Here is a 13,507-nt window from a genome sequence, read left to right as displayed (position 1 = left end):
ACCATTCATTCATAACCACCACATATGGTGCCGGACCAAACCCGAAAGGATTTCTCATGGCCACGGTCAAGATCGACAAGAACAATTTTGAGTCTGATGTGCTTCAGGCAAAAGAGCCTGTTGTGGTGGATTTCTGGGCGGAATGGTGCGGTCCGTGCAAGATGATTGCACCGGCACTTGAAGAGATTTCGAACGAACTGGCAGGCAAGGTGAAGATCACCAAGCTGAACATCGATGAGAATCCTGAGCTGGCCGCGCAGTTCGGCGTGCGCTCGATCCCGACGCTGCTTATCTTCAAGGACGGCGAAGTTGCCGACATGAAGGTCGGTGCGCTTCCAAAGACCGCGCTCTCGCATTGGATCAGCGGCAACGTCGCCTGATCTTAACGCTTCAGAGTTTACGAAAAAGCCCGGCTACATGCCGGGCTTTTTGTTGGGGAGATCGCAAGTCTACTGCGACGAAATGGGTCGTCACGCTCTGTTGCGGGTTGTGATTTGTAGTGTTACTGAGTTTTCAGAAATTACTGAAATTACAGAACACAAGATAAAGATCATGGATCTGCCTCCTATCGTTCAGTCCTTCGTGCTCCATTTCGGCGAGATGGGAAGCCGCTGGGGAATCAACCGGACAGTGGGGCAGATGTATGCGCTGCTCTATCTCTCGCCGGAGCCCTTATGCGCCGACCAGATTGTCGATGCGCTCGGCATTTCGCGCTCCAACGTCTCGATGGGCTTGCGCGAATTGCAGGCCTGGAACCTCGTTCTGCTGAAGCACATCCCGTCCGACCGCCGCGATTTTTTCACGACGCCCGACGATGTCTGGCAGATATTGCGCACGCTGGCGGAAGAGCGAAAGAAGCGCGAAGTCGATCCGACCCTGTCGGTGCTTCGTGAAATCCTCATGCAGCGTCCCGCCAGCGATGCCGAACGCCACGCTCAGGCGCGAATGAATGAAATGTACGGGCTTATCGAGCGCGTTACCAATTGGTACGATGACGTCAAACAACTCGAGACGGATCGTCTCGCCACGCTTCTCGCACTTGGCGCACGCGTCACACGGATTTTGGAAACGACGGACAAGATTGTATCACTTGGCCGTTCAGGTCGCCGAAGCAAAAAGGAGTCTTCGGATTGAGCATCGCGGCGGATCGCTTTGCAGACGCTCCGGAAGCAGAGGCTTCCGAGGAACAGATTCTGCGGCGCGAAAAGCCGGTTGCCGACAAGACGACTTCGCATATCGAACTGACCGACACTAAACGATCGCGCGCAGGTGCTGCGGTTCAGGCGCTGGCATCGCTTCTCTGGCTGCCGCAGGCGGGCTTTCTTGCCTATGCCGTTGGCCGTATCGCGCAGGGCGCGCCAGCGCGGGAAGCGATTGTTCCTGCAATTGCCGTTCTGCTCATTGGTATTGCGCGGGCTATGCTTGACGCAGCAGGCATACGGTTTGCATTTGCCAGCGCGCGTGCATCGCTGACTTCTCTGCGAACAGAGGCGGTCCGCGTCCTCGCATCCCGTTCCCCGATGGACAGCAGGCGCATCTCCTCCGGCGAAGCCGCAAGCATCATTGCCGAGCAGGCCGAAGCCATCTTGCCCTATCTGTCGCGGTTCAAACCGGTGCGCTTCCGCGTCATGGCGGTTCCGATAGCGATACTTTGCGCTGTCCTGTGGTTTTCATGGACAGCAGCACTCGTCTTGCTGCTCGCTGCCCCGCTGATCCCGATTTTCATGGCGCTGATCGGCTGGCGCGCCAAGGCCGCAAGCGAAGAACAGCTTGTCGAAATGGGCGGCATGAACGGGTTTCTGCTCGACCGTCTTCGCGGGCTTTCGACCATTCGGGCATTCAAGGCGGTCGATGCGACGGCCAACGATCTGCGCGCGCGGGCCGACGATCTGCGGCGGCGGACCATGGCTGTGCTTCGCATCGCCTTTATGTCGTCTGCCGTGCTCGAACTTTTCGCAGCTTTGGGCGTCGCGATGGTGGCTGTCTATGTCGGCTTTCATTTGCTCGGACAATTGCCATTCGGCGCCTGGGGAGCCAGGCTCTCCTTGTCCGAAGGCCTGTTCATCCTGCTGCTTGCGCCCGCATTCTTCGAGCCGCTGCGTGATCTTTCCGGTGTCTGGCATGATCGTGCTTCCGGTGAGGCGGCACTGGCTTCCATCAAGCGGATCGCGCTCGATGAGGACGGTACGCTTTTGCCGGGCGCAAATGCTGGTGAGACGAAAACGGCCCGCGGGCCAGCGTCTATTGCGGTCGAACAGATCGACTTTTCCTATGCGGGTGAAACGGCTAGAGTTTTCCAAGATTTCGACTTTCAAGCAAAGCCGGGCGAGCACATCGCGCTGATGGGGCCGAGCGGGGCAGGCAAATCCACGCTTCTCTCGCTGATCGCGGGCCTTGCGCCAATCGATTCGGGTCGGATCAGGATCGGCGGTGTTCCGCTTGACGATCGTAATGTGCAGGCTCTGCGCAACCGCATCGCATGGGTCGGCCAGAAGCCGCATATTTTCGCAGGCTCCGTGCGTGCAAACATCACGGTTGGAAGATTGTCCGTCGATAGCGAGCGTCTTTCGCAAGCCCTCGAAACCGCGCGTCTCGATGATCTGAGCGTCGCAACGCAAGCCTTCGAACTGGGCGAAGGCGGTGTCGGCATTTCCGGCGGTGAGGCGTTGCGTCTGTCTTTGGCGAGGGCGTTTGCCGACCCGGGAAGAGACATAATTCTTGCCGATGAACCGACCGCGCATCTCGATGCAACCACCGCTGCGGAGATCGCAGAAAGGCTCATCAGGAATTCCGAGGGTAAGACGCTGATCGTCGCCACCCATGACGAAGCGTTTGCCGCACGCATGGACCGCATCGTGCGGATCGGCGATGCGACAATTTCAAAAATGCAGGCGCAAAGCATGGTGCCTGCATGAAAATCTGGGCAAGCCTGAAGCCGATATTCCTTTTTTTCCTCGCTGAGCAGCGCAATGTTTTGCTTGCCGGTGCTGCCTGTGCGGCAGCGACGGTTCTCGCTGGACTGGCGTTGCTTGGCCTGTCCGGCTGGTTCATCACCGCTACCGCAATTGCTGGCCTGTCTATCGTGGCCGCTTTGGCATTTGATGTTTTTATGCCGGCCGCTGGCATACGGCTTCTCGCCCTATCACGCACGGCTGCGCGCTACGGCGAACGTCTGGTCACGCATGAGGCGACGTTGCGCGTACTGGCTGCAATGCGGCAAAAGCTGTTTCTCGGATGGGCCGAGCCCGATGCGGCGAAGCAGCTTTCAAAGCGCCCCTCAAAACTTCTGTTTCGGCTGACCGGCGACATTGATGCGCTGGATTCGCTTTATCTGCGCATTCTCGTTCCGCTTGCTGCTGCTTTGTGCGCGGCGCTTGTGTCGGGCGTGGTTCTTGGGCTGATGAACCCGCTTTTTGGCCTGTCGATTGGATTGCTTGTGATCCTCGCGGGGCTTGGAATTCCGGTAGTCGCGGCAAATGCCGCGCGCAAACCGGCACGCCGCCGTGCGGCGGCGCTTGAAGCCTTGCGGTCGCGCACGATCGATCTGGCTGCCGGTCAAACAGATTTGCTGATGGTCGGTCGGCTGGATGCGCAAATTGAAAAGCTCGCGTTTGCTGATATGCGCCTGGCTCAAGCCGATGATGCCTTGAACAGGATCGAGGCGCGCGTGACCTTTGGCTTTGGTGTCGCAAGCGCAATCGTGCTTTCCGGTACGCTGATTGGCGTCGCAATGCTTGCCGAAGCCGGGACTATTGGCGCGCCTGTTGCAGCGCTGGGTCTGCTTGTTGCCCTGACGGCGCTTGAACCTTTCGCGGCACTGCGCCGTGGAGCGGTCGAGCTTGGCCGCACCGTGCTTGCCGCAAACCGTCTATCGCCGCGCCTCGCTTCGACTGGTGAAAAGCCGGCGCGCTCCATGCCTGTCAATGACGCGGTCGAACTGAACGCCGTCGATATGCGCTACACGGATCACGCCCACACCGCACTCCGTGCCGTGACGCTCTCTATCGCCAAGGGCGAGCATGTCGCACTGGTCGGTTCGAGCGGGTCAGGAAAGTCGACGCTGCTCGGCTTGATCTCAGGCGAACTCACTGCGGAAAACGGAAGTCTGCGGGCGCTGGACGCCACGCTTCTCACGCAACGCACGGAGCTTTTCCGGGATAGCCTGCGTGAAAATCTGCGTCTCGCAGACGCATCCGCCTCGGACGACGCGCTTTCGTCGGCTCTGGCCGATGCGGGTCTGGCAAATGATGTGCGCAATATGCCGAAGGGCCTCGACACGCTTTTGGGCGAAGGCGGAACCGGCCTGTCTGGCGGGCAGGCGCGGCGTCTGGCGCTTGCGCGTCTCCTTTTGAAAAACAGTCCGGTCTGGCTGCTGGATGAGCCGACCGAAGGTGTGGACGGCGGCACGGCAAATGACGTGCTTGCCCGCCTGTCGCGCAATGCTGCGGGCCGCACCATCATCATCGCAACCCATGTCGAACGCGAAGCAGCGATTTGCGACCGCGTCGTGGTTCTCGATCGCGGACGGATCGTCGAAACCGCAATCAAGGGAAGCGCGGAGTTCGGGAAGATTTTGGCGCGGCTGCGGCAGAGATAGCAGACGCGTGCAGACCGGCCGGTTGGCCGGTCAAAAAAGGGGCACTGGCAAGTCCGGTGAAGATGGAATGGAACTCGATATTGTCTCTCTATCGCGGCTGCAATTCGCGATAACAGCGCTTTACCACTTCCTGTTCGTGCCGCTCACGCTCGGACTAGCGGTGCTTCTGGCAATCATGGAAACGGTCTATGTCATGACCGGCCGTCTGATCTGGCGTCAGATGACGAAGTTCTGGGGCACGCTGTTCGGCATCAATTTCGTTCTCGGCGTGGCCACCGGCATCGTCATGGAATTCCAGTTCGGGATGAATTGGAGCTATTACAGCCACTATGTCGGGGATATTTTCGGGGCACCGCTGGCGATAGAAGGGTTGATGGCCTTCTTTCTGGAGGCGACATTCGTCGGGCTGTTCTTCTTCGGCTGGGACAAGCTTTCGAAGCTCGGCCACCTTATGGCGACTTACGCGGTCGCCATCGGCTCGAACTTTTCCGCGCTGTGGATCCTGATTGCCAATGGCTGGATGCAGAATCCTGTCGGTTCTGAGTTCAATCCGCAGACGATGCGTATGGAAATCACCGATTTCTACGAGGTGATATTCAACCCCGTCGCGCAGGCGAAATTCGTCCATACAGTTTCGGCAGCCTATGTGGTCGCTGCGATCTTCGTTCTTGGCGTGTCGGCCTGGTACGTGCTCAAAGGGCGGCATTTGGAGCTCGCCAAGCGTTCGATGACGGTCGCGGCCTCTTTCGGCCTCGCTGCCTCGCTGTCGGTGGTCGTGCTTGGCGATGAGAGCGGCTACGTGACATCTGAAAACCAGAAGATGAAGCTGGCCGCAATCGAAGGCATGTGGAAGACGGAACCGGCACCGGCTGCCTTCACCCTGTTCGGTATTCCCGATCAGGAAGCACGCGAGACGCATTATGCAATTCATATCCCGTGGGTCATGGGCCTTATCGGAACGCGCTCGCTGACCACCGAAATTCTTGGCATCGAGGAGCTGGTCGAGCACGCAGATGAGCGAATTCGCAACGGCATCATTGCCTACGATGCGTTGCAGAAAATCCGTTCGGCTGGCAGCGACGCGGCAATCCCTGAAGATGCACGCAAGGCCTTCGAGGATCACGGCCAGCAGCTCGGCTACGCGCTTCTCCTGAAGCGTTATGTCGATGATCCGAGAACGGCAAGCGAGCAGCAGATCAAGGATGCGGCATGGGATACAGTACCCGGCGTGCTGCCGCTGTTCTGGGCCTTCCGCATCATGGTTGGCCTCGGCATGTTCTTCATCGTGCTGACCGGCACATTCTTCGTGCTGTCCGCGCGCCGTTCGCTCGACCGGTACCCCTGGCTTCTGCGCGTGGCGGTATTTTCGATACCGCTGCCATGGGTCGCGGCCGAAATGGGCTGGATCGTTGCCGAGTTCGGCCGTCAACCCTGGATCATCGAGGGCGTGCTGCCGACCGCTGCCGCCGTCTCCGATCTTGGCGTGGGAACAGTACTGTTCACCATTGCCGGCTTCGTGACGATCTACACCGTGCTTTTCATCATCGAGATGAGCCTGATGATCAAGGCGATCAAAGAAGGCCCCGAGCCGGACGATGAACCGGAAGCGGTTCTCGCCCCTCACGCCGTAGCTCCAGCGGAGTAAGACACATGATACTTAGCGAATTCATCGACTACGAAACACTTCGTCTCATCTGGTGGGTATTGCTCGGCGTCCTGCTTATCGGCTTTGCGGTAACGGACGGTTTCGATCTCGGCGTCGGCATGCTTTTGCCGTTCGCCGGTCGCACCGACATAGAGCGGCGCGTTGTCATCAACACGATCGGACCGGTATGGGAGGGCAATCAGGTCTGGCTGATCCTCGGCGGCGGTGCGATCTTCGCTGCCTGGCCGCCGCTCTACGCGGTGTCTTTCTCCAGCTTCTATCTGGCAATGTTCGCTGTGGTCGTGGCCCTCATCCTTCGCCCGGTCGGCTTCAAATACCGCAGCAAGCGTGAAAGCCCGCGCTGGCGGGCGACGTGGGACTGGGCGCTGTTCGTTGGCGGTTTCGTGCCGTCGCTGATCTTCGGCGTCGCGGTCGGCAATGTGCTGCAGGGCATACCGTTTCATTTGAACAATGATCTGCGCATCTTCTACGATGGCACGTTCTTCGGCCTGCTCAATCCATTCGCCTTGCTGTGCGGCCTGCTGGCTGTGTCGATGTTCATCATGCATGGTAGCTGCTGGCTGACGGTCAAGACCGAAGGCGTCGTGGCGCAGCGCGCAAGGCGTTTCGGCACGATCGGCGGCCTGCTCACCATCGCGCTGTTCGCATTGGGCGGTGTCGTGCTCTGGCTGGCTGTGCCGGGTTTCGCGATCACCAGCGAGATCAACCCGGCAGGTCCGTCCAATCCACTCCTGAAAACGGTCGTCGTGGAAAATGGCGCATGGTTCGCGAACTATGCAACGCGTCCATGGCTGCTGGCGATACCAGCGCTTGGCATATTGGGTGCGGCTGGCGCGATACTCGGCCTGCGCGGTCGCGGCGAGGTTTTGCCGCTTCTGTCCAGCAAGCTGTCGATTTTCGGGATCATCTCTTCAGTGGGCGTCTCGATGTTCCCGTTCATCTTGCCGTCTTCGGTAGATGCGCGATCGAGCCTGACTGTGTGGGATGCGTCTTCCAGCCATCTGACGCTGTTCATCATGCTGGTTTCGACCGCGATCTTCCTGCCGCTCATCGTGCTCTACACGAGCTGGGTCTACAAGGTGCTGTGGGGCAAGGTGGACGAGAAGGAAATTCGCGAAGGAAGCGGTCACGCTTACTGAGCGGAAAGAAGGAGAATTATTATGTGGTATTTCGCCTGGCTTCTCGGCCTCCCTCTCGCGGTCGTCTTCGCGGTTCTCAACGCCATGTGGTACGAGCTGATGGACGACAAGGCGCGCCATCAGCCGCAGCCCGACCCGTTGCACGACATGGCAGCAGGCGGGAAAACACGCTGACCGGTTGAGAGCCTTGTCTGCTTCTTCGTGAGACGATATTGAAATTGCCGCGCTTGGATTTCGGCGCTGCGGAGGAGACAAGACATGATGCCGTCGGCACTATTTCCCGACCTCGAAAATGCGTCGGTGCTGATAACCGGCGGCGGTTCCGGCATCGGCGCTGCATTGACGGAAGGTTTCATCCGCCAGGGCGCACGCGTTGCGTTCATCGACATCGCTGAGGAGTCCAGCGAAGAACTGTGCGAACGGCTGGAGCGCGAATGCGGCGTCCGACCATTGTTTTTGAAGACCGATCTACGCGACATCGAAGCCTTGCGCGCTTCTGTTGCGAAAGCTGAAGCAGCACATGGGCCGGTCACGGTTCTCATCAACAATGCCGCCCGTGACGACCGTCACGCGGTTGGCGATGTGACGCCTGAATTCTGGGACAACAACCAGTCGATCAATCTGCGTCCGCATTTCTTCACCGCGCAGGCGGTAGCTCCGGGTATGAAGAAGGCCGGGCGTGGTTCGATCATCAACTTCACATCCACTTCGTTCCTCATCAATCATCCGAACATGCCGTCCTATACGACGGCTAAGGCCGGCATCATCGGACTGACCAAAGGGCTTGCCGGTGAGCTTGGCGTCGATGGCATAAGAGTCAACGCCATTGCGCCGGGCTGGGTGATTACCGAGCGCCAGCAAAAGCTTTGGGTCACGGATGATTCGCTTAAAGCACACGTCGCCAAGCAGGCGCTTAAAGAAGTCATGAAGGCGGATGATCTCGTCGGTCCATGCCTGTTTTTAGCGTCGGAAGCATCTCGCATGCTGACGGCGCAGACGCTGATCGTCGATGGCGGGTATCTGTAACCGTCAGGACTGAAACCAAATCGTGGGGGACATGGCGTGACGACAGAAAAAGACGCTTCGGCACTTTCGGATGTGGTCTGCGAACTGGGTGAAGGACCAAACTACGATCCGATCAGCGACACGCTTTTCTGGTTCGACATCGTCGGCAAAAAACTCCTCGCGCATTCCTTCGAACGAAACGCAACGACTACTCACGATCTCGGCCAGATGGCGAGCGCGGTCGCCTTTATCGACGATCAGCGACAGCTCGTTTTGACCGAAACCGGTCTCCATATCCGCGATGCCGAAACCGGAAAGCTCTCGCTGCATGTTGCGGTAGAGGCCGAAAATCCGGTCACCCGCTCGAACGATGCGCGCGTTCATCCATGCGGCGCGTTCTGGTTCGGCACGATGGGCAAGAAGGCGGAAAAAGCGGCGGGTTCGATCTACTGGTATTTCAAAGGCGAGACGCGGCTGCTTTACCCGGGCATCACCATTCCGAATTCGATCTGCTTTTCGCCGGATGGTGCCACAGCCTATTATGCCGACACGCGTGAGAATCTGTTGTTTCGCGTGAATTGTGATCCCGAAACCGGGCTGCCCACGGGAGATCCGGCGGTGTTTTTCGACCAGAGCGGCGGCGAGGGCGGATTGGACGGCTCTGTTATGGATACAGACGGCGTGCTGTGGAACGCACGCTGGGGAGGCGCGTCGATCGATGCCTATTCACCTGACGGAAAGCGCATCCGCTCCGTCGCGGTGCCAACCCTTCAGCCTTCATGCCCGGCGTTCATCGGGCGTGACGCTTCGCGCATGGCGGTTACGAGCGCATGGTCCGGGATGGACGAAGATGCGCGGGCAGCAGACCCTTTGGCTGGCAAAACGCTGATACTTGATTTGCCGGTCAAAGGCAGGCTGGGCCCGCGCATTCTGATTGGCTGAAATTAGATCGCCGTGCGTCCCATTGGACGTACAAATGACGATCTAAAACATCGTCCGATGTTCAGCTCATATCCATGCAAACCGGCGTGTGGCCGGAACTGACAAAGCCGAGTCTGCGGGCAGCCGCTTTCGATACATCGAGAACGCGACCCTTGATGAACGGTCCGCGGTCATTGATGCGCACGACGACTGTTTTTCCGTTGCGCTTGTTGGTCACCTTGACCTTCGTGCCGAATGGCAAGGTGCGGTGGGCAGCGGTCATTGCGGAGGGGTTCATGCGCTCGCCGGAAGCCGTCTTCGAATGCAGCGCATACCAGGAAGCGCGGCCGCATTGGGCTGAGGCAGTAACTGTGGAAGCGGCCATCATGATGCCGGTGGTAATGACTGCGGCGGCGACTGCCGCTTTGCGTATCGTCATCCTGTATATAAGCTCCATTGAAAGTAATGGAGCCCGTAGTGGGGAAATGTGGCAGCAAATGTGTTCTCGCGGTGCCGGTTCCATGACAAGCGAACACGTTCTGAATCAACTTGAAACGTGGCTTGAGCGAGATGCTTGGATTTGTACGTTTAAAATAACCGGATTTGCTTGCTCTGAACTCACGATCACGCTGTGATTTAACATCACGGAATTATGCAAATCTTGCATTATTTGCAAAGAAAAACCCCCCGCCCGAAAGAGCGAGGGGTTTGGTAGTCAAACCGTTAAGATCAGTAACCCTGCGGACAACGATCTGTGTAAACGCGACCATAGTCATCGCGGTACTGACACTGGTTGCGGTTGTCCTGCGAGCGGCCGATGAGGGCGCCGGTTGCAGCACCTACTGCGCCGCCGATGAGCGCGCCACCAGCTCTGTTGCCGCTGCCTGCGACCGCGGCACCGATAGCCGCACCACCGGCACCGCCGACGACGGCACCCTGTTCGGTTTGCGAGCAAGCTGCGATTGGAACCATAAGCGCAAGCGCCAAAATAGCTTTCTTCATGAAATTTAGACCTCCAGTTTCACCAATACGTCCCAACAACGCGCGTATTACGTCGTTTTGTTGTAACGCTCCCATCACAAGTTGCGACACCGATTTATAAAGGGACGCCCGTGATGGGGTCTGGAATCATCCCGAAGCAGCTTTGTGCGGTATCGGCTTTATCGAAACTGTCACAGGCTCGATCGGTTCCAAGGCGACGGTCTTTGCATCGATTTCCACTTCCGTTTCATCGGAAATTTCCACCTCGCGAAGCCATTCGCGCCAGATCGCGACGAGCAGCGCCATAAGGACGGGGCCGATGAACAAACCCAGGAAGCCCATCGTCTTGACGCCGCCGACAAGCCCGAAAAACGTCGGGAGAAAAGGCAGTTTGATTGGCCCGCCGACGAGCTTCGGACGCAGCGTCTTATCGACGATGAACAATTCGACAGAGCCCCAGATGAACAGGGCTACACCGGCAAAAGGCGAACCGCTGGCAACGAGATAGAGCGAGACGAGAGTGAAGGACAGCGGTGCACCGCCCGGAATAAGCGCCATGATGCCGGTAAGCACGCCCAGCGTGACGGGCGAAGGAACGCCTGCGACCCAGTAGGCAAGGCCGAGAACGACGCCTTCGCCGATGGCGATGAGCGTCATTCCGGTGACGGTCGAGCTGATAGTTGCAGGCACGACGCGTGAAATACGCTCCCAGCGCATTGGCAGGATGCGTTCGCCCAGCCGGTCGATCTGCACCGAAAAGCGCTCGCCATCGTGATAGACGAAAAACAGCGTGATCAGCATGAACAGGAGACCCAGCAGAAGGCCGAAGACGCCGCCGCCTGCAGCCAGAATGGCCCTGTAGATGTTGCCGATATTGCCGCCGCTGACGAGCTGTATCACTTCGCCTATTGCCCCGGGATGCCCGATATACTGGTCCCACTGCGCAACGAGCCATTCACCGACGCCGGGAACGGAAATGAGCCAGAGGGGCGCTGCGGCACCGTGCCGGTTGGTCTCGACGGCCCAGCCGAACCATTCGCGGATTTCTTCGGTCGCGTAGGTTGCGGCAAATGAAATCGGTACGATGAAGACGCCGATGAGCAGGATCAGCGCGATCGTTGCGGCAATGGTTCTGTTTCCACCGACAAATGAAAGCAGGCGCTTGTAAAGCGGCCAGCTTGCAAAGCCGATGACAAGGGCGGCGAGAACAGGGACGAGAAAGCCGTGAAAGAAATAGATTCCGGCTGCGGCTATGAGCAGCAGCAGCCAACGGGCGGCCGAGATCGGGGCAATCAATGCAGCGCGGGATGGCGCCGCAAAACCTAGCAAACGTGTTTCGCGCGCTGGCTTAGACGCTTCCGGCTTGCTCAAGATGCCTCCTTCCCCCGATCAGCCTTGCGCCGGGATATTTCCATGCTCTGTTGTACAGCCTGTTGGCGCCGGTGCGCCATAGGTTTTCGAAACTCGTTTACCTGCGAATAGTGCGGGAAAACTTTTAACGAACCGGCAAGCGCTTCATTCGCTTCAGGAATGAGCCGCCCATTGGCCTTCTATCGTTCGAATATGGCAGTAACATTGCTGCGGGCTGGATCGGTTTGGCATAAACCTTTCTCGCTGCACTTGCTGGCATTATCTGTGGCGGACATGATAGGCGCACGGCAGCGACAAAGCATAAGGGAACCAGAATGACCATGATCAGCGAAACGGCAACGCTTCTGAAAAAGCTCGGCGTGCCGGATAAAGCTTTCACCGGCGGAGCGATGCCTTCCTACAGCCCGGTGACGGGTGAAAAGATTGCCGATCTTCATGCCATCGGCGAAAAGGATGTCGGTGAGGCAGTCGAGCGCGCGGATAAGGCGTTTCGCGAATGGCGGCTGATTCCGGCCCCGCGCCGCGGCGAATTGATCAGGCTTCTGGGTGAAGAGCTTCGCGCCAGCAAGGAAGATCTCGGCCGTCTGGTTTCGATTGAAGCGGGCAAGATCCCGTCTGAAGGACTTGGCGAAGTCCAGGAGATGATCGATATCTGCGATTTTGCAGTCGGCCTCTCGCGCCAGCTTTACGGTCTGACCATTGCAACGGAGCGTCCGGGCCATCGCATGATGGAGACGTGGCATCCGCTGGGCGTCGTTGGCGTTATCTCGGCATTCAACTTTCCGGTCGCCGTCTGGTCCTGGAACACCGCCTTGGCGATCGTCTGCGGCAATGCCGTTGTCTGGAAGCCATCGGAAAAGACGCCGCTCACGGCACTTGCCTCTCAGGCGATTTTCGAGCGCGCTTTGAAACGGTTCGGCGATGCACCGGAAAACCTGTCGCAGGTGCTGATAGGCGACCGTATCGTTGGCGAGGCGCTTGTCGATCATCCGAAGGTTCCGCTGGTGTCCGCCACGGGATCGACGCGCATGGGCCGCGACGTGGGACCGCGCCTTGCCAAGCGCTTTGCGCGCGCAATTCTGGAGCTCGGCGGCAACAATGCCGGCATCGTTTGCCCGTCTGCCGATATCGACATGGCAGTCCGTGCCATCGCATTTGGTGCGATGGGCACTGCCGGCCAGCGCTGCACCACGCTTCGCAGGCTGTTCGTGCATGAAAGCCTTTATGACGATCTCGTTGCGCGTCTGAGAAAGGCCTATCAGAGCGTGTCTGTCGGCAATCCGCTGGAAACCAAATCTCTGGTCGGCCCGCTGATCGACAAGCCTGCTTTCGAGAACATGCAGAAGGCCTTGAAAGAGGCCACCGCGGCAGGCGGCAAGGTGACTGGCGGCGAGCGTGTCGAAACCGTAAATGCCGAGGCGTTTTACGCCAAGCCTGCATTGGTCGAAATGCCGAAGCAGGTTTCGCCGGTCACCGAAGAAACCTTCGCTCCGATCCTTTACGTCATGAAATACAGCGATTTCGATGAGGCGCTTCGGCTGCACAATGCAGTCGGTGCGGGTCTTTCTTCGTCGATCTTCACGCTGGATTTGCAGGAAGCAGAGCGCTTTCTTTCCGCTGATGGTTCCGATTGCGGCATCGCCAACGTCAATATCGGCACATCGGGTGCCGAAATCGGCGGGGCGTTCGGTGGTGAAAAGGAAACCGGCGGCGGTCGCGAATCGGGGTCGGATGCGTGGAAAGCCTATATGCGTCGCGCCACCAACACGGTGAACTACTCGAAGGCGTTGCCGCTTGCGCAGGGCGTATCGTTCGACCTGTAAAAGC

The 13,507-nt window shown here is 58.6% G+C and carries 13 protein-coding genes; 10 read left to right on the top strand and 3 right to left on the bottom strand.

Features of this window, described 5'->3' with window-relative positions:
• The first annotated feature begins 56 nt into the window (after positions 1-56).
• The 9 genes from trxA to ABFT80_RS01560 all read left to right on the top strand — a co-directional run bounded on the left by trxA (position 57) and on the right by ABFT80_RS01560 (position 9,349).
• The gene (gene trxA, locus ABFT80_RS01600; RefSeq protein WP_347970101.1) at positions 57-380 is read left to right on the top strand and encodes a thioredoxin; all 324 of its coding nucleotides are present in this window, start codon (positions 57-59) and stop codon (positions 378-380) included.
• A gap of 172 nt (positions 381-552) precedes the next feature.
• A complete protein-coding gene (locus ABFT80_RS01595) occupies positions 553-1,134 on the top strand; it encodes a GbsR/MarR family transcriptional regulator (RefSeq protein WP_347970100.1) in 582 nt (193 codons plus the stop codon).
• Positions 1,135-1,235: 101 nt separating this feature from the next.
• A complete protein-coding gene (gene cydD / locus ABFT80_RS01590) occupies positions 1,236-2,915 on the top strand; it encodes a thiol reductant ABC exporter subunit CydD (protein WP_347970814.1) in 1,680 nt (559 codons plus the stop codon).
• Positions 2,912-4,597, top strand: a complete 1,686-nt coding sequence (locus ABFT80_RS01585; RefSeq protein ID WP_347970099.1) for an amino acid ABC transporter ATP-binding/permease protein — start codon at positions 2,912-2,914, stop codon at positions 4,595-4,597. Before cydD ends, ABFT80_RS01585 begins: the two co-directional genes overlap by 4 nt.
• Before the next feature lie 67 nt (positions 4,598-4,664).
• Positions 4,665-6,242: a cytochrome ubiquinol oxidase subunit I gene (locus ABFT80_RS01580; RefSeq protein WP_347970098.1), complete on the top strand. Its 1,578-nt coding sequence runs from the start codon at positions 4,665-4,667 to the stop codon at positions 6,240-6,242.
• A gap of 5 nt (positions 6,243-6,247) precedes the next feature.
• A complete protein-coding gene (gene cydB, locus ABFT80_RS01575; protein WP_347970097.1) occupies positions 6,248-7,402 on the top strand; it encodes a cytochrome d ubiquinol oxidase subunit II in 1,155 nt (384 codons plus the stop codon).
• 21 nt (positions 7,403-7,423) lie between these two features.
• A complete protein-coding gene (cydX, locus tag ABFT80_RS01570; protein ID WP_347970096.1) occupies positions 7,424-7,576 on the top strand; it encodes a cytochrome bd-I oxidase subunit CydX in 153 nt (50 codons plus the stop codon).
• Positions 7,577-7,660: 84 nt separating this feature from the next.
• Positions 7,661-8,428, top strand: coding sequence for an SDR family NAD(P)-dependent oxidoreductase (locus tag ABFT80_RS01565; RefSeq protein WP_347970095.1), 768 nt, complete (start codon positions 7,661-7,663; stop codon positions 8,426-8,428).
• 36 nt (positions 8,429-8,464) lie between these two features.
• Positions 8,465-9,349 (top strand): SMP-30/gluconolactonase/LRE family protein, encoded by an 885-nt coding sequence (locus tag ABFT80_RS01560; protein WP_347970094.1) that lies wholly within the window; start codon positions 8,465-8,467, stop codon positions 9,347-9,349.
• 61 nt (positions 9,350-9,410) lie between these two features.
• Here the strand turns inward: ABFT80_RS01560 and ABFT80_RS01555 are convergent, their stop codons facing one another.
• From ABFT80_RS01555 to ABFT80_RS01545, 3 genes are all read right to left on the bottom strand, one after another.
• Positions 9,411-9,767 (bottom strand): septal ring lytic transglycosylase RlpA family protein, encoded by a 357-nt coding sequence (locus ABFT80_RS01555; protein ID WP_347970093.1) that lies wholly within the window; start codon positions 9,765-9,767, stop codon positions 9,411-9,413.
• 290 nt (positions 9,768-10,057) lie between these two features.
• Entirely contained in the window at positions 10,058-10,330 is a 273-nt protein-coding gene (locus ABFT80_RS01550; protein WP_347970092.1) for a glycine zipper domain-containing protein, read from the bottom strand.
• A gap of 126 nt (positions 10,331-10,456) precedes the next feature.
• A complete protein-coding gene (locus tag ABFT80_RS01545) occupies positions 10,457-11,680 on the bottom strand; it encodes an AI-2E family transporter (RefSeq protein ID WP_455189856.1) in 1,224 nt (407 codons plus the stop codon).
• A 314-nt stretch (positions 11,681-11,994) separates the two neighbouring features.
• Between ABFT80_RS01545 and amaB the strand changes: the two genes are divergently transcribed.
• A complete protein-coding gene (amaB, locus tag ABFT80_RS01540) occupies positions 11,995-13,503 on the top strand; it encodes an L-piperidine-6-carboxylate dehydrogenase (RefSeq protein WP_347970091.1) in 1,509 nt (502 codons plus the stop codon).
• Positions 13,504-13,507: the final 4 nt, after the last annotated feature.

Source organism: Foliimonas ilicis (assembly GCF_039939195.1).
In the GTDB taxonomy this organism is placed as follows: Bacteria; Pseudomonadota; Alphaproteobacteria; order Rhizobiales; family Rhizobiaceae; genus Foliimonas; species Foliimonas ilicis.
Note: the sequence above shows the minus strand (reverse complement) of the source record. Positions and strands in the feature narration are given on the sequence as shown.

Bases quoted from the DNA above. Each gene is read 5' to 3' on its own strand.
- amaB (WP_347970091.1), top strand. From the start codon at position 11,995: ATGACCATGATCAGCGAAACGGCAACGCTTCTGAAAAAGCTCGGCGTG.
- ABFT80_RS01565 (WP_347970095.1), top strand. From the start codon at position 7,661: ATGATGCCGTCGGCACTATTTCCCGACCTCGAAAATGCGTCGGTGCTG.
- ABFT80_RS01555 (WP_347970093.1), bottom strand. From the start codon at position 9,767: ATGACGATACGCAAAGCGGCAGTCGCCGCCGCAGTCATTACCACCGGC.
- cydX (WP_347970096.1), top strand. From the start codon at position 7,424: ATGTGGTATTTCGCCTGGCTTCTCGGCCTCCCTCTCGCGGTCGTCTTC.
- ABFT80_RS01580 (WP_347970098.1), top strand. From the start codon at position 4,665: ATGGAACTCGATATTGTCTCTCTATCGCGGCTGCAATTCGCGATAACA.
- ABFT80_RS01550 (WP_347970092.1), bottom strand. From the start codon at position 10,330: ATGAAGAAAGCTATTTTGGCGCTTGCGCTTATGGTTCCAATCGCAGCT.
- ABFT80_RS01585 (WP_347970099.1), top strand. From the start codon at position 2,912: ATGAAAATCTGGGCAAGCCTGAAGCCGATATTCCTTTTTTTCCTCGCT.
- cydB (WP_347970097.1), top strand. From the start codon at position 6,248: ATGATACTTAGCGAATTCATCGACTACGAAACACTTCGTCTCATCTGG.
- trxA (WP_347970101.1), top strand. From the start codon at position 57: ATGGCCACGGTCAAGATCGACAAGAACAATTTTGAGTCTGATGTGCTT.
- ABFT80_RS01595 (WP_347970100.1), top strand. From the start codon at position 553: ATGGATCTGCCTCCTATCGTTCAGTCCTTCGTGCTCCATTTCGGCGAG.